Genomic DNA, 16,144 nt, shown 5'->3' with positions numbered 1-16,144 from the left:
AGACAGTCAACCCGCAATTTATGAAGACCAGAATTAAATTAAGAGGTGCCGAATACATTGTAAAACTAATCGAGCTTTTAGGAGCAGAAGATTTGTTTGCATATCCAGGTGGAGCAATTCTTCCGATATATGATGCATTAGCATTCAGCAAGCTAAACAGTGTTCTTGTTCGTCACGAGCAGGGAGCTTCTTTCGCAGCGAATGGCTATGCAAGGGTAGCAGGCAAGCCGGGATTTTGCCTGGCGACTTCAGGCCCGGGAGCAACAAATCTTGTAACTGGAATTGCTGATGCCTATGCTGATTCAGTTCCGATGATTGCGATTACCGGACAGGTAGCACTTCATCTTGTAGGGACAGATGCATTCCAGGAAACTGATATCACAGGTATTTGTATTCCAATTACCAAAAAGACTTACCTGATTACTAAGCTGGAAGATGCTGCCTCTATTTTTCAGGAAGCTTACAGAATATGTATTGAAGGCCGTCCGGGCCCTGTACTTATTGATATTCCAAGAAGTGTTCAAGGTAACTATATTGATCTTGATGAAGACTGGGAACAGCATTTTCAAAAACCACAGCCTCCGAGAAAGTGTTTAGTTGTAAATGAAGACATTCATAAGGCTGCTACATTAATCAAAAATGCAAAAAAACCTCTTGTAATTGCTGGACACGGTGTATTGTTGGCAAAAGCATGGGATGAGCTAAGAGAGTTCGTTCATAGAGAAAATATTCCTGTAATTTCTACAATCCTTGGCACTGGCGCAATGGAATACAATGATCCATTGTTTTTTCAATGGTTGGGAATGCATGGAATGAAGTATGCTAACCTGGCTGTTCAGGAATCAGATTTGATCATTGCATTGGGGATTCGTTTTGATGACAGGATTACAGGTACGCTTGCAACATTTGCTCCTAAAGCAAAAATTATTCACTGCGATATTGATAAAAGCGAGCACGGCAAAAATGTTAAAACCGATGTTTTCCTTCATGGAGATTTGAAATTGGTTTTACCACAATTGCCTGATACAAGAGATTCAGGAAACAGCAAAGCGCGTGCAGAATGGTTGATGAACCTTAATGAGTCGCGTGAAGAATTCCCGATTCTCGTACCTGATTATACTGAATTTAATGAAGTAACTGCAATAAAGGTGCTTGAAGAGATGATGGCTTCTGATGCAATTGTAACAACTGATGTTGGTCAGCACCAGATGTGGGCTGCTCAATATATTGTGAGAATGCAGCCAAATCACTTCCTTACTTCAGGTGGCTTAGGCTCTATGGGCTTTGGTTTACCAGCTGCAATGGGAGCTCAGGCTGCTGCGCCAGATAAAGATGTTTGGTGTATCACTGGCGATGGTTCTTTCCAGATGAATATACAGGAATTAATGACTTGTGTACAGGAGAAATGGCCTATAAAAATATTGTTGCTTGATAATTCATATCTGGGAATGGTGCGTCAGTGGCAGGAGCAGTTCTATGCAAAGAACTATTCAGGTGTTGAGCTCATGAATCCGGACTTCGTATTATTGGCAAAAGCTTTTGGACTGGAATCAGTAAGTGTTGAATCTGTTGATCAGCTTAAAGCTGCAGTTAATAAAGCACACAATCTGGATAAGCCATTCTTAATACATGCTAAGGTTAAGAAAGAAGAGAATGTGCTTCCAATGGTTGCTCCGGGTACAAGTTTATCGGATACGATTTATTATCCGGTTCACCCAGTGAAAGAAAAAGTAACTAAATAAAGTAGTTTGCAATACAGTAAAAACCGGATTATTTCCGGTTTTTTTGTTTAATGATAAGCTTATAATGGATGTTAATGTATGAGAAATAAAGCATTATTGTTTTTGGCGGCCCTTATAGCTCTTACCATTTTTAGTTATGTTTCACATGCAAGAGTGGAGCTTTACAGCCGAATAAATAAGAAGATACAAAAAGGACAATTTTTAGAGGGAGACATTATTTTTCAAAGTATGGATTCTGATCAATGCAAGGCAGTTAAACTTGCAACACATTCTAAATTCAGTCATGTCGGGATCATTACTTTGGACAAAGGAAAAGCCTATGTTTTGGAAGCTGTTGAACCTGTATGTATTACTCAGTTAGAGGAATGGATAGAAAGAGGTAATAACGGCTTTTATACTGTTATGAGGTTAAAAGAACGTGATAAATACTTTGTTACGGACAAAGTTTCTATAGCAAAGAAACTTGGTAAGGATATGGTGGGAAAACATTATGATATCTATTTTGGCTGGTCGGATGATCAGCTATATTGTTCGGAACTGGTATGGAAAATATATCAAAGGGCATTTGATTTGGAGCTTTGTCCGCTGAAGAAGATGAAGGATTTTGATTTAAGTTCACCTGAAGTAAGGGCAATAATGGAACAGAGATATGGTAAAAATCCACCATTGGAAGAGCAGGTCGTCGCACCGTCTGATCTGGCAGAATCTAAATTACTCTATGTTGTAGAGAAAAATAATCTGAAATAAACAATAAATAAATTTTCACAGTTCTTTTAATGAAGACTGACTGAAAGCTTATAGATTCAGAGAGAGAGGGAGCAGATTTTTTTTCAGTCAGTCTTTCCAAATATTTTCCTCGAAAGATTATGTTCTTATTTTAACCTGCACCAGATCCTTAAGCGGCTCTGGTAGCTCAGCTGCTATATCTTCGTATTCTCCTTCAGAAACATATTTGCCAAGGCAATCTAGTACTGTTCTAACTATTTCTTCAGTTGAAATATCCCAATCGAACCTGCTTTCTCCATAAGCTCTTTGTTCTTCCTCAACTGCCCTGGTAAAATCTTCAATGCTTTTATGTCTTCTTGGTTTTTCCCTGTATTTCCAGTTTTCTACATAAACAGCTTTTAAAAACATTGGCAATTGTGAAAGTACATTAAGTGATTCTGGAATTGCAATGCTGTCTCTCAATGTATGTAAAACAGCTCTAATTATTATACTTGCCTGCGTTCTTCTGTCGGGGTAGTTGAACCGCATACACAGTTCCTTTATAAAAGCGTTCCCATCAGAAGCAAATTTATCAAAATGAATAGACATATTACCTCCCTTTATTTGAGAACATCATAGGAATATATTCGTTCCCTTGGAATTGGAAGTCTATATAATAACCTAATGGTTCAAATCCCGTTGAAAAATTAGTTTTTAACCAGGGATTATGCATTAAAAGAAATGTGATTGTTAATCAAGCCAGAGTAATTATAGTTAAATGTATTGATCAGCGGGATTTTTCACTTGCTAATGCCTAATTTGTTTTTAAGTAATTATATTAAATCCAGCAAAATAAGTTTTTTATGATAAGTTTCAGTAATAAAAACAGGAATCTGTTTAAAGATCGTTTGGTGAATGAGAAGTTTGATCTTCTGATTATTGGTGGTGGGGTTACAGGAGCAGGAATTCTTTTAGATGCTCAAACACGCGGATTGAAAGCTGCACTAATAGAGATGCAGGATTTTGCACAGGGGACTTCCAGCCGTTCTACAAAACTTATCCATGGTGGATTACGATATCTCAAACAGTTTGAGCTTGCCCTTGTTGCTGAGGTTGGTAAAGAAAGGGCAATTGTTCATAAAAATGCTCCTCACCTGACTATAGCAGAAAAGATGTTGCTACCTCTTACTGAAAAGGGAAGTATTGGCAAGCTCGGCGCCAGAATTGGACTTTGGCTATATGATTTTCTTGCAGGAGTAAAAAAAGGGGAACGGCGGATAATGCTCTCAGCTGATGAAGTTCTGAAAAGGGAACCATTGCTGGATAAAACGAAAACTATTGGTGGTGCTTTGTATTATGAATACAGAACAGATGATGCACGTCTTACTTTTGAAATAATTAAGGAAGCTGTGCTCAGGGAAGGGCTTGCACTTAACTATCTGAAGGCAGAGGAAATGTTATTTAATAATGAAAGAAAGATAGTTGGTGTGAAAGCTAAAGATCTGATCACCGGGGATCTGTTTTCCATTAATGCCGATTATGTAATTAATGCCACGGGGCCATGGGTAGATGAGACAGATGCTCTGGATCGGTCTTCAAAGAAATCGAAAATTATTCATACAAAAGGAGTTCACATCGTCATTGATCATAAAAAACTTCCTATAGGCCAGTCTGTATATTTCGATGTGCCTGATGGAAGAATGGTTTTTGCAATACCAAGGGAAGGTAAAACTTATATTGGTACTACTGACACATTTTATACCGGAGACATGATTAACCCGGAGATATCACTTGAAGATCAAGAGTATTTGATTAATGCTACCAACCAGATTTTCCCGAATTCAAATTTAAAGCTGAGTGACATTGAATCGGGATGGGCAGGGCTTCGGCCACTGGTCAGAGAGGAAGGGAAGTCCCCATCTGCTATCAGCAGGAAAGATGAAGTGTTTGAGTATGAAAGCGGACTTATTACTATAGCCGGTGGAAAATTAACAGGTTATAGAAAGATGGCAGAAAAAGTGATAGACATCATCAGGAAAAGAATTAAGGCCAATAAAAGTACAGACATTGGTCAGTGTCAAACAGGTGCAATACAGCTTGCCGGAGGCAAGTTTTCGGAGAGTCTGGAAAGGGTGCTTGCCAACTGTATAAAAGAAGGGGAAAAAATAGGGCTTTCTTCCAAGGAAACAGAAAAGATCTTTTTCCGGTTTGGATCAAATACGGAAAGAGTTTTGAAATACGCTCAGAGAGGGGCTTTAGACGGAATTTCTTTGTATTGGAGTATTCAACTTCAGTATTGCCTCGAAGAAGAAATGATAGCCGGTGCAGAAGATTTTTTTGTTCGCAGAACCGGAGCACTTTATTTTGATATAAGTGAGGTAAGGAAGTATAAAGAAGCTGTGGTATATCATATGTCTAATTATTTTCAATGGCCAGAAAATGTAAAATTATCTAACTTGAAATCAGTTGATAATCTGATGCTTAATTTTCAAAGTGGCAAATAAATTTTAAATTTTAGTGAAGAAAAGTATTCCTTATATTTTATTTTCCGCAAACGATGCAAAATGTTAATTTTGCCCCAATTATTAATTTCTTATGAAAAGCTCAAAGTACGCAGTTGACGAAGTCAGTTTTGCCGGTTTATTAATTACGCTTGGAATTATTTATGGTGATATAGGGACTTCGCCTCTGTACGTAATGAAAGCGGTAATAGGGGATAGTAAAGTAAATGAGGATTTGGTGCTGGGAGGCTTGTCATGCGTATTCTGGACTCTGACACTTCAGACTACTATCAAGTATGTGATCCTTACACTGAGAGCTGATAACAACGGTGAAGGAGGAATTTTTTCTTTGTTTGCGCTTATCCGTAGAAGAAGCCCTTATCTGGTATTTCCTGCAATGATTGGCGGCAGTATGTTGCTTGCTGACGGTATAATTACTCCTCCTATTTCTGTTTCCTCTGCCATTGAAGGTTTAAGGATCTTTAATCCGGAGATAAATACAATGCCTATTGTAATCTGTATTCTCGTTCTGCTCTTTATCATCCAGGGGCTTGGTACTAAGTTTATGGGTAATGCATTTGGCCCGATCATGTTTATCTGGTTTTGTATGCTGGCAGTTATGGGTATAAAAGAAGTAATACAATTCCCTCACGTATTGAGCTCTGTCAATCCTTATTATGCATACAATCTTTTGATGAATTATCCCGGAGGCCTTTGGCTTCTTGGCGCAGTATTTCTTTGCACTACAGGGGCGGAAGCATTATACTCTGACCTTGGCCACTGTGGAAGACCGAATATCAGAATTTCATGGATTTTTGTAAAATCGTGTTTGTTGCTGAACTATATGGGCCAGGGAGCATGGATATTGCATAGCTCTGGAGGCTTTTTAAATGAAAGGAATCCTTTTTATGCAGTAATGCCTCAATGGTTCCTGCCGATTGGTATCGGTGTAGCTACAATGGCAGCCATCATAGCCTCTCAGGCTTTAATAAGCGGTTCTTTTACTCTTATTTCAGAAGCTATCAGACTAAATTTGTGGCCAAAAGTGAAACTTAGTTTCCCTACCATAATGAAAGGCCAGATTTACGTTCCGAGTATTAACTGGCTGATGCTTGCAGGCTGTATTGGTATAGTAATGTATTTTAAAGAGTCTTCGCAAATGGAAGCTGCTTACGGTTTGGCGATCAACATTACCATGATCGTAACTACCATGCTGCTTTGTTTTTACCTGTATTTTGTAAGAAAGGTGACTTTCTTCTGGGTGGCTCTGGTTTTTGTGGTATACATGGCAATCGAGCTCACATTCCTGGTGGGTAACCTTACCAAATTCATGCATGGTGGTTATGTTACGCTGGTTATCAGTGGTATTCTGATTTATGTAATGTACACATGGTATGCTGCACGCAAAATCAAAAACAGACTTACTGAATTCATTAAGTTGGACGACTATATTCCTTTGCTTAAGGAACTTAGCAATGACCTTTCTATTCCTAAATATGCTACTCACCTGGTATACCTCACCAGTGCAAACAGTCTTAGAGAAATAGAATCAAAAGTGATCTATTCAATTTTTCAGAAACAACCGAAAAGGGCAGATATTTACTGGTTTCTCCACATCGATGTTCTGGATGAACCTTATACCATGGAGTATAAAGTAAGATTTCTCGAGCCGAATGATGTTATCCGGGTAGATTTCAGACTTGGTTTCAGGGTAGAACACAGAATAAATCTCTTTTTCAGAAAAGTTGTAGAAGATCTGGTAGCAAATAAGGAAGTGGACTTTACCAGCCGGTATACATCACTTTCTAAAAGAAATGTTATTGGAGATTTCAGGTTTGTTGTGCTAGAGAAACACCTAAGTCATGATAATGACCTGTCGGCAGATGAAAGGCTGATCATGAACAGCTATTTTATACTGAAAGAAATCAGTTTGTCGGAAACGAGCGCCTTTGGTCTGGACACTAGCTCAGTCTCAGTTGAGAAGGTTCCTCTCGTGATTGCACCAATGGAGCATTTCGACCTGAAGAGAATTGAATAACTTAAAATAGCATCCAGGTAGGGAACAGAAAATCCTTAAATTTTCTTTCCTTACTTTTCTTTTCATTTTCTTTGGAAGAAGCTTCCGAATTTTCAGTGGTTTCTTCAGAAGGATTATTTTTTATCGCTTCAAAAATTGTAAGTGGTTTTTTGAAATCCTCCTTACGATTTGTATTATTTGCTGAGTTTTCCATAATATTTATATTTTCTTCGTTAGCCTTCCTAATATTAAAAGCTTAATTTACTTTAAATTGTTTTAGGGGGCAAATTGGTAAATTTCACAAAATCAATGAAATGTGTAGTTTGGTATTGTGTTTTTTCAATATGGTAATGTATTAGAACGAAGAAAATCTTAGTAGATTGTATGATTGGACTAAAAAAAATTCAATTTGTTGGGTAAGGAAAAATTAAAATGATTCAGAATTTTTAATTGAATTGCAAGAAAAGTCTTTATTGAATTGTCTTTTCTGGCTCAAGCTTCTATCCTTTGCTTATTTAAATAAGAGAGGGACAAAATTTAAATCAGGATGGAAACAAAAGGTTTGAGTAATGACTCGTGATGTAACTAATTCCATTGTTGTTTAACTATAGTGCTGATTTCTTGATAAGCTTTTCCACAGGCTAAAACTTCCTTTCCTGAAAGGAAATCATTGCCTCCCTTAAAATCTGTTACGATACCTCCTGCTTCTTTAACAAGCAGAACACCCGCAGCTATATCCCAACTGTTGAGGTTATATTCAAAACAACCGTCCAGTCTTCCGCATGCTACATAGGCGAGATCTACCGCTGTAGATCCTAGCTTTCTAACACCATTGGTAGTCTTAAAAAACTCGTACATAATTTCGAAATAGGCATCCGTTTTATCCTGCTGCTTATATCGAAATCCTGTTGCTATAAGAGAAGATTCAAGAGAGGTATTGGGATTTACAAATATTCTCTTTCCGTTTAAATAAGCACCACCACCTTCCCAAGCATAGAAACATTCGTTAAGGTTCACTTCATGAACCACTCCTAATATTATGCGACCCTCAGACATTAGCCCTACACTTATGGAAAAAAGAGGCATTTTATGGAGATAATTTGTAGTCCCATCCAGTGGATCTATAATCCACGTATATTTTTTTTCCTCCCGTGAAATTGTTGCTTCTTCTGTGATAAAGCCTGCTTCAGGAAGAATGTCTTTCAATCTTCTGACAAGCAGCATTTCCGATTGCTTATCGACATAAGATACAAGATCATTTTTCCCTTTATGCTCAATTTTTGAGTTATCAAAATCTTCTTGTTCCTTCTTTAAAAAGTTAAGTACCTCTTTTGTTATTTCAGCGACTTTAAGGCAAACATGCTCCAGATTCATAATAGCTAGTAGTTTTATCTCCTACTAGTAAAAGGTCTGTTTACTCTTAATTGTTTTTTTAGGTATAAACTAATGAATTTAGGAGTTGCCAATTTAATGGGCTATTGATTTAACTTTTCCAAAATATTCCGGATAGAATTTTAGAAGTAAACTATATAAAAAGTATTGGTAGAAGGTAATTGAGTTTGTCTAAAATTGTTTTTGAGAAAGTTCTTCTTCAATTTTTTTCAGGTCAACCGAACTACAAGAACAACCGTTGTTGCATTGTCCTTTTTGGCTAAAGTTTCTATAAGCCAGTCGAATTAAGTAGGCCAGGGATAATAGAAATAAAACTGCGATTAAAAAGGTTTGCATTATTCTTTAATAGTCAATGTGTTACTTAATTCCAGCGTTGTTTTATCACGGAACTGATTTCTTCAAAAGCTTTTCCGCAGGCTAAAACTTCTTTCCCTGACAGGAAATCATTTCCTCCCCTAAAATCAGTTACAGTTCCACCTGCTTCTTTAACGAGCAGAATTCCACCTGCTATATCCCAAATTTTAAGATTGAATTCAAAATATCCGTCAAATCTTCCACAGGCAACATAAGCAAGGTCTACTGCTGCAGATCCCAATCTTCTGACGCCATGGGTCTTTTTTACGAAATCTTTTATAATTTCGAAATAAACATCGGTTTTGTCAAGCAAACTATAAGGAAATCCGGTTCCAATGAGAGACTCGGCAAGTTTGGTATTTTTATTAACAAAAATGCGATTTCCATTTAAGTAAGCTCCTCCTCCTTCCCAAGCATAAAAACACTCATTAAGGTTCACCTCATGCACCACTCCCAAAATTATTCTTCCCTCTGTCATCAAACCTACGCTGATGGAGAAAGAAGGTACCTTATGAAGAAAGTTTGTCGTTCCATCCAAAGGATCAATTATCCATGTATAGGTTTTCTCTTCTCTACTGATGGTAGCTTCCTCTGTAATAAAACCTGCTTCAGGAAGGATGTCTTTCAAGCCTTTTACAAGCAAGGTTTCAGATTGTTTATCTACATAAGATACCAGGTCGTTCTTTCCTTTATGTTCAATTTTTGAAAGATCAAAATTTTCAAGTTCGTTTTTGATGAAGTTACGCACCTCTTTTGTCAATGCGATTACTTCAAGGCAAAGATGCTCCAGATTCATAGAGGGTAGTAATTTATTCTTTTGGTGATTTTATAATAAAGGGTAAATGACCTTATGATAATAAGCAGTAGAAATGGAATAACTGCCATATTAATTTCCTGAGGAAGTACTGAAATGCAAGCTGTAAAGATCAGGACAACTATACCGTTCAAAAGAAAATAATAACCAGTCGTAACACTTCTTTTCTTTTTAAAGAGGAGAATTGCAGCAATGATGTGTGTCGGAAATGCCCAAATGATGTTCCAGTTGTGCACTGTTACCTTATGGTCTGTGCCGAACCAAAGAAACAACAGTAACAGACCGAATAAGCCAAGAATCAAAAACAGAATTCCATCCATGGTAAATGTTTCAGGTCTTTTTTTCCAGGTAATAAAAGTAGAGAAGCCTCCAATCAATAAAAGGGCGGCAAATACCATCGCAGGAGTCACTGGTGCGCCTTGGTCTTCTGGTGGATTTGCTTTAAAAAGGACGTTGTTTTTGGCCACAAATGCTGTTTTGCCCGAGTCTGAAAGCACAGTTGCATTGCCTATGGCATTCATTAAGTGATCAGGAAGAAACATATATTGTGAGGGTGTGGCAATTCTATCTGCCGGTGCGCCCAGCCCAAGATCCATACCGAGATCCTGAAACTGCTTGTTCACAAGATAAGGATCTATCAGTTGCCTGAAACTTTGATCTTTGAAGACTATGTTTTTAAATTGAAGAGAATCTCCCATTGCTGTTTTGAAGGCATCTCTCAATCTTGATGAACAGTTGTCGTAAAAGAAGTCATATTTATAGAATCTGTTTTCAGGAAGGTAATTGGTCTCTAGGAAATTATAAAGCTTCTGCTTTTGTGACAAAGTCATGTTAAGTTGCTGTTCAATTACTGATCTTTGTTCCTGCTCCGCTCCATAAAACATGTAATCAGACCTTGAGACCGAAAGCATATACAGCAGCTTTCCTCTTACAAACTTTGAATAAAATCCGGGTGTTTCGAAATCGAATGTCCCATAGTTATAAATTTTGTCTATATAGTTGGAATCGTCTTTTATCCAGATCGCACTATGGCCAAAGCTTGAATACAATTCTTGTCCCGGAGCAACTGTGATGAGGCTCACTTTGGCGTATGGGGAAAGTTTGGGGAGTGAAAAAGATATGAATGGTATTAAAGCGGAGAATAGCAGCAGCCAGAATTTTTTCATTATTCGATCAGCGTTTTGAAACTTAAAATTAGAAAGGTAAAAATAGGGGATAAGTTCGTATTCAAGCCACTCTTCTTAACAATTAAATATTAAATGAGGTTAATTTTTTAGGAGTTATAGATTTTTAAGGCTATGAAAAGAATAGGGTTTGTGGCAATTGCGGTTCTCGGAATTTCCCTTTCATGTGAACAAAAGGAGCAGAATAAAAAAACAACTCAGGTTCCGGAGGATCCGGCCCCTATAAGCAAAAATCTTTCAATTGAACCTATAATAATGGTGGAAGAGGTAAAAAGCAGGTTCAGAAAAGGAGCAAGAGGTTGCCAGGAAGGGTTTGGAATATGTGATGTTGTTACTGCTAAAACAGATACTCTGGTTATTGATACGGTGCAGGAGGAGTATAGAGCGAAGTTTGTCTTGAGCAAAGACGATAATGAAATGCTGATTGAGTTTACTGAACACATTCCTCATTTTTCAAACGAATTTGTAGTAGATCTTATGAGAGGAGTTCCTGAACTGTTTGGCTATGAGTATGTCAGATTAGTGCCTGGAATTTATCAGACAGATGGAGGGATCGGAGAATTTGGCGGTGTTGTGGTTAAGGTTGAAAAAGGAAGGAAATTAGACGAGCATGCAGCGGGAGTGAATTATTATCTGAAATTTTCCGGAAAAAATGGTCTTCCAATAAATTGGTTAAAACGTGATTAGCCTTAAAATAAAAAAACACGGCAACCATCCGTGTTTTTTCATTTAGTTTAGTTTAGAATTAAGTTGATAAATGAAGCGAATTGATGTTCTCTTTCATCATCCGGACTCCCTCTCTGCCGAAAAGAACCTGTGCTAATTTCAGGTTATCTCTTTCGAACTGATCCAGATACATTTGACAATTTTTACCACTGTAAAGATTGGTGTAGTACTCATAGTTTCTCTTAAATCTTCTTATGAAAAGCTTGAGATTTATTGTTGTGCGCCTGTCCATGACTTTTAATCGTTGGTGCTGGTTATATATACGTGACAGGCGAAAACAGGGATTAAAAATGTGGATAAATTAAAGGAGAAATATGTTTTTTCCATATCATCCACATTCATTTTTAGCTACTTATTTATAAAAATTAGAAAGCTTCTTAACTGTATAATCTATTTCTTCAATTGTATTGTATTTGCTAAAAGAGAACCTGATATGTCCTCTCTCGGGGTCAGCTTTTATAGCATTCAATACATGAGATCCTGCATCGGTGCCGCTAGCACATGCGCTTCCTGCAGACGCAGATATTTTATTTATATCCAGATTAAAAAGCAGCATCTCATTCATATCTGAAGGGGGAAGACTTACACTTAAAACAGTGTATAAGCTGTTTTCAGGATCAGCACTGGCACCATTAAAATCCACTCCTGGTATTTCAGTTTTCAAAGAGTTGATCATGTAGGTTTTCAGCTTGCTTATATGTTCTTTGTGAGTCGTCAAATTCTGATATGCCATCTCCAACGCTTTCGCGAGACCAACTATGCCATAGATATTTTCAGTGCCTCCTCGCATATTTCGTTCCTGTGCACCACCATAAATTAACGGATCTATTTTACGGTCACCGTTTACATAAAGGAAGCCAACACCTTTTGGTCCGTGGAATTTATGGGCCGACCCAACAATAAAATCTACTTTCAGCTTCTGAAGATCATGTTGAAAATGTCCGGCAGTTTGTACTGTGTCAGTATGGTAAATAGCGCCATGTTTACGGCACAGTTCACCTATTCTTGAAATGTCGCTGAGGTTTCCGATTTCATTGTTTCCATGCATTAAAGAAACAAAGCAATGACTGTAGTTCTGAAGCAGATGTTCAAGGTCATCATAGTTTACTTCACCTTTCTCATTAAGCTTCACATAATGCAACTGTATTTTTCCCTCTTTTTCCAGATGCTCAAGAGTATGAAGCACTGCATGATGCTCAATCGGTGAAGTGATTGCATGTTTGATATTAAAACCATTAATACTGCTTGTAATGGCAGTATTGTCAGCTTCTGTTCCTCCTGAGGTAAAGAATATTTCTGAAGGGGAAGTATTGAGAAGAGAGGCAACTGTTTTTCTGGCTTTTTCGATAGCAGATTTTGCCTCTCTGCCATGTGTGTGAATCGAAGAAGGATTGCCAAAATGCTCTTTAAAAAAGGGCATCATGGCATCCAGTACTATCGGGTCAAGAATTGTTGTAGCGGCGTTATCTAAGTAGACATGCATGTCTTGAAAGTAGCTCCTTTATGTCCGTAATAATTTTATTGGCGAGGTGATCTGCAGTTGCCTGTGTTTCGGACTCAGAATAAATTCGGATAATTGGTTCTGTATTTGATTTTCTTAAATGAACCCACTCTTTGTCAAACTCAATCTTCACTCCGTCAATATTATTTATAGGCTGCTTGTTGTACTTCTTTCTGATCTCTTCAATTACGCAATCTACATCGATATCCGGAGTAAGTTCGATTTTATTTTTTGATATGTGATAAGGCGGATACTGCATTCTCAACATTGAAATCGATTTGCCGAATTTGGCAAGATGTGTCAGGAACAATGCGATACCAACTAAAGCATCTCTCCCATAGTGTAACTCCGGATATATAATTCCTCCGTTACCTTCACCACCAATAACAGCATTATGTTCTTTCATTGCAGTTACTACATTCACTTCACCAACAGCAGAAGCAAAGTAGTTGCCTTTTGCCTTCTCAGTAACATCTTTTAAAGCTCTTGTAGATGAAAGGTTAGAAACAGTGTTACCTGGCTTATTCTTAAGCACATAGTCAGCTACTGCAACCAATGTATATTCTTCACCAAACATGCTGCCATCTTCGCAGACAAAGCAAAGTCTGTCAACATCAGGATCTACAACAATTCCAAGGTCAAATTTTCCTTTGGAAATCTCTCTGGAAATATAAGTCAGATTTTCTGGTAGTGGCTCAGGATTGTGAGGAAATTGTCCGTTAGGTTCGCAATAATACTGAGTTACGTTTTTAACCCCCAAAGCTTCAAGTAGCATTGGCAAGGCAATACCTCCGGTGGAATTGACACAATCTATGGCGATTGAAAAATTTCTTTGTTCAATCAATTTCTTATTGACAAGCGGAAGTTTAAGGATCGCCTGAATATGCTTTTTAATGTAGCTGTCATCAGTTGAATATTGTCCGATCTTTTTGATTTCGGAAAATTCCGTCGATTCATTCTCGGCAAATTCCAGAATTTGTTTGCCATCTGCTTCAGATACAAATTCTCCCTTTTCATTCAGCATTTTTAAGGCATTCCATTGGATTGGATTATGGCTTGCAGTGATTATAATTCCTCCTGCTGCCTTTTCCATTGTAACCGCCATTTCCACGGTTGGAGTAGTAGACAAACCTAGGTCTATTACATCCAGTCCCATAGATATTAGAGTAGAAGTAACAATTCCTGAAACCAATTGTCCGGAAGGCCTTGCATCTCTTCCAATTACAACTGTTCTCCCTTCACCTCTGGACTTGATCCATTGTGCGTATCCCGTGGTGAATTTCACAATATCAATTGGAGTAAGACCTTCTCCGCTTTTGCCTCCTATCGTACCCCTAATGCCTGAAATTGATTTGATTAGTGTCACTTTTTATTGATTTATTTTCTGTTTAAAAGCTATTCCTGCCGTAAAAGTAAAAGGTTTTCCGGTATTTTTTGTTTATTTAAATAACGTGCCAAAAATAAATTTTATGTCAAAATTTCTGGTTTTTCAGGATGAAATTTTTAACGGCAAAACCTTATTATTGTATAGAACTAGGAATAGCGAAAAATGATTTATAATGACTTAAATAAAGGCGAAAGACGGAAAGAAATGCTTTCTGCTTTTGACAAATTACTCACCATAATGGACGAACTCAGAGAAAAGTGTCCCTGGGATAAAAAGCAGACTATAGATTCTCTGAGATATCTGACTATTGAGGAAACATTCGAGCTTTCAGACGCAATTGTTGAGAAAGATAATGATGAAATAAAAAAAGAGCTTGGAGACATTCTCTTGCATATTGTCTTCTACGCAAGGATAGGCTCTGAACAAAATAACTTCGACATTGCAGATGTCATCAATTCATTGTGTGAAAAGTTGATAAGAAGACATCCACATATTTATGGTGATGTTAATGCTGAAAATGAAGAGGAAGTGAAGAAAAACTGGGAGCAGATCAAACTTAAAGAATCTGAGGGCAAAAAGACAGTGTTATCTGGTGTGCCCAAATCTCTCCCTGCCTTAGTAAAGGCGATGAGGATTCAGGAAAAAGCGCGTGGAGCAGGTTTTGACTGGGAGAAAAGGGAGCAGGTTTGGGAAAAGGTGGAAGAAGAGATGGCTGAGTTTAAAGCGGAATTTAACGTTGTTGAGAATAAAGTGATTGAGAAGGAAAAGGCTGAAAATGAGTTTGGAGATTTGATGTTTTCTTTGATAAATTATGCAAGGTTTTTAGATATAAACGCCGAAGATGCGTTAGAAAAAACCAATAAAAAATTCATCAAGCGATTCAATTACCTCGAATCGGAGAGTAAAAAAGATGGTAAGGAATTGGGGAAAATGACTCTTGCCGAAATGGATAAATATTGGGAGGCTGCTAAGAAGCTTTAGGTTTTTTCAGAAGTATCATGCTTTTATAAATATCAGGACTGCCGGCAATCATTAAAAAAGCCATTCCTGTTATTGACTGAAAGTTAAAAGTCTCTTCAAAGGCAAGATAACCCCAAAGGATAGACATCATCACTCCAAGAAAATAAAATGGGATAAGGTTGGATGCCTTTTCCTGTTGATATGCCTTGGTGAGGAATAATTGAGCGAAATGGGCTAAAAGACCGACACCTGAAAGCAGAAAGATTTCTAATACGGAAGGAGTTTTCCAGTAAAAAATGGCAAAAGGGGTAACCAGAGGCAGCGAAACCAAAGGCAAATATGTCATTACTTTTACAGGGGGATCATCCTGGTTTATGACTTTGATGGTAAAATGTGCACCGGCAGTCATGAGCGCAGAAAATATAGCGATGCCTATATCAAATGTAGTAACTCTCAGGTCAAAACCTTTGATTAACAGGACCCCTGAAAATGCGAGAAGTAAAAGCAACCATTGGAACCGGCTTATTTTCTCTTTTAAAATCATGGCAGCGAATATTCCGATAATTAATGGAGCAAGCTGACTGATAGTAAAAGCGGTAGCCAAAGGGATATTCTGAAGTGTATAATAAAAGCTGAAAATTGAGGCTGTTCCGAGTAAGCCTCTAAACCAAAGCATGCTTTGCCTGTTACCTTTCAGACTTAAGCCGGATTTATTGAGAAGGTAAAGGCAGATGCTCAGACTGATCAGAGCTCTGAAAAATGCAATTTGAAATACATTGAATCCGCTTAAGAATTTAACAGAAACATGCATAAGTGAAAACAGAATAGTTGATATAAGCATGTTTCGTTTTCCCATAAATA

The 16,144-nt window shown here is 37.6% G+C and carries 16 protein-coding genes; 6 read left to right on the top strand and 10 right to left on the bottom strand.

Annotated elements, in window-relative coordinates; all coding sequences use genetic code 11:
• Positions 1–20 precede the first annotated feature (20 nt).
• Both ilvB and K350_RS0104750 read left to right on the top strand, forming a co-directional pair.
• Entirely contained in the window at positions 21–1,742 is a 1,722-nt protein-coding gene (gene ilvB / locus K350_RS0104755; RefSeq protein WP_028978923.1) for a biosynthetic-type acetolactate synthase large subunit, read from the top strand.
• 78 nt (positions 1,743–1,820) lie between these two features.
• Positions 1,821–2,489 (top strand): YiiX family permuted papain-like enzyme, encoded by a 669-nt coding sequence (locus K350_RS0104750; RefSeq protein WP_051312873.1) that lies wholly within the window; start codon positions 1,821–1,823, stop codon positions 2,487–2,489.
• Positions 2,490–2,606: 117 nt separating this feature from the next.
• Here K350_RS0104750 and K350_RS0104745 read toward each other — a convergent pair whose 3' ends face one another.
• Positions 2,607–3,056 carry a DUF2267 domain-containing protein gene (locus K350_RS0104745; protein ID WP_028978921.1) on the bottom strand — a complete coding sequence of 150 codons (450 nt, stop codon included), beginning with the start codon at positions 3,054–3,056 and terminating at the stop codon, positions 2,607–2,609.
• A 254-nt stretch (positions 3,057–3,310) separates the two neighbouring features.
• Between K350_RS0104745 and K350_RS0104740 the strand changes: the two genes are divergently transcribed.
• Positions 3,311–4,951 (top strand): glycerol-3-phosphate dehydrogenase/oxidase, encoded by a 1,641-nt coding sequence (locus K350_RS0104740; RefSeq protein WP_037573974.1) that lies wholly within the window; start codon positions 3,311–3,313, stop codon positions 4,949–4,951.
• Positions 4,952–5,042: 91 nt separating this feature from the next.
• Positions 5,043–6,986: a KUP/HAK/KT family potassium transporter gene (locus K350_RS0104735; protein WP_028978919.1), complete on the top strand. Its 1,944-nt coding sequence runs from the start codon at positions 5,043–5,045 to the stop codon at positions 6,984–6,986.
• A 1-nt stretch (position 6,987) separates the two neighbouring features.
• Here K350_RS0104735 and K350_RS0104730 read toward each other — a convergent pair whose 3' ends face one another.
• The 5 genes from K350_RS0104730 to K350_RS27425 form a co-directional block, all read right to left on the bottom strand.
• Entirely contained in the window at positions 6,988–7,179 is a 192-nt protein-coding gene (locus K350_RS0104730; protein WP_028978918.1) for a hypothetical protein, read from the bottom strand.
• Positions 7,180–7,550: 371 nt separating this feature from the next.
• Entirely contained in the window at positions 7,551–8,339 is a 789-nt protein-coding gene (locus K350_RS0104725) for an inositol monophosphatase family protein (RefSeq protein ID WP_037573970.1), read from the bottom strand.
• 189 nt (positions 8,340–8,528) lie between these two features.
• The gene (locus tag K350_RS33170; RefSeq protein WP_156026932.1) at positions 8,529–8,693 is read right to left on the bottom strand and encodes a FeoB-associated Cys-rich membrane protein; all 165 of its coding nucleotides are present in this window, start codon (positions 8,691–8,693) and stop codon (positions 8,529–8,531) included.
• A 25-nt stretch (positions 8,694–8,718) separates the two neighbouring features.
• Positions 8,719–9,507, bottom strand: a complete 789-nt coding sequence (locus tag K350_RS0104720) for an inositol monophosphatase family protein (RefSeq protein WP_028978916.1) — start codon at positions 9,505–9,507, stop codon at positions 8,719–8,721.
• On the bottom strand, positions 9,504–10,691 hold the full coding sequence (locus tag K350_RS27425; protein ID WP_051312872.1) for a lipoprotein N-acyltransferase Lnb domain-containing protein: 1,188 nt from the start codon (positions 10,689–10,691) through the stop codon (positions 9,504–9,506). The genes K350_RS0104720 and K350_RS27425 overlap by 4 nt, the downstream gene beginning before the upstream one ends.
• Before the next feature lie 132 nt (positions 10,692–10,823).
• On the opposite strand from K350_RS27425, the gene K350_RS0104710 reads away from it, so the two are divergent.
• Positions 10,824–11,396, top strand: coding sequence for a hypothetical protein (locus K350_RS0104710; protein WP_028978915.1), 573 nt, complete (start codon positions 10,824–10,826; stop codon positions 11,394–11,396).
• A 58-nt stretch (positions 11,397–11,454) separates the two neighbouring features.
• On the opposite strand, the gene K350_RS32260 is transcribed toward K350_RS0104710, so the two are convergent.
• From K350_RS32260 to glmM, 3 genes are all read right to left on the bottom strand, one after another.
• Positions 11,455–11,667, bottom strand: a complete 213-nt coding sequence (locus K350_RS32260; RefSeq protein ID WP_156026931.1) for a hypothetical protein — start codon at positions 11,665–11,667, stop codon at positions 11,455–11,457.
• A 120-nt stretch (positions 11,668–11,787) separates the two neighbouring features.
• The gene (locus K350_RS0104705) at positions 11,788–12,918 is read right to left on the bottom strand and encodes a cysteine desulfurase family protein (RefSeq protein WP_028978914.1); all 1,131 of its coding nucleotides are present in this window, start codon (positions 12,916–12,918) and stop codon (positions 11,788–11,790) included.
• Positions 12,899–14,302: a phosphoglucosamine mutase gene (gene glmM, locus K350_RS0104700; RefSeq protein ID WP_028978913.1), complete on the bottom strand. Its 1,404-nt coding sequence runs from the start codon at positions 14,300–14,302 to the stop codon at positions 12,899–12,901. The genes K350_RS0104705 and glmM overlap by 20 nt, the downstream gene beginning before the upstream one ends.
• 183 nt (positions 14,303–14,485) lie before the next feature.
• Here glmM and mazG point away from each other — a divergent pair, with 183 nt between their 5' ends.
• Complete coding sequence (gene mazG, locus K350_RS0104695; RefSeq protein WP_028978912.1) at positions 14,486–15,304, top strand: nucleoside triphosphate pyrophosphohydrolase; 819 nt, start codon at positions 14,486–14,488, stop codon at positions 15,302–15,304.
• Here the strand turns inward: mazG and K350_RS0104690 are convergent.
• Positions 15,291–16,139 (bottom strand): DMT family transporter, encoded by an 849-nt coding sequence (locus K350_RS0104690; protein ID WP_162144133.1) that lies wholly within the window; start codon positions 16,137–16,139, stop codon positions 15,291–15,293. The genes mazG and K350_RS0104690 overlap by 14 nt on opposite strands.
• Positions 16,140–16,144 lie beyond the last annotated feature (5 nt).

This window comes from Sporocytophaga myxococcoides DSM 11118 (assembly GCF_000426725.1).
In the GTDB taxonomy this organism is placed as follows: Bacteria; Bacteroidota; Bacteroidia; order Cytophagales; family Cytophagaceae; genus Sporocytophaga; species Sporocytophaga myxococcoides.
Note: the sequence above shows the minus strand (reverse complement) of the source record. Positions and strands in the feature narration are given on the sequence as shown.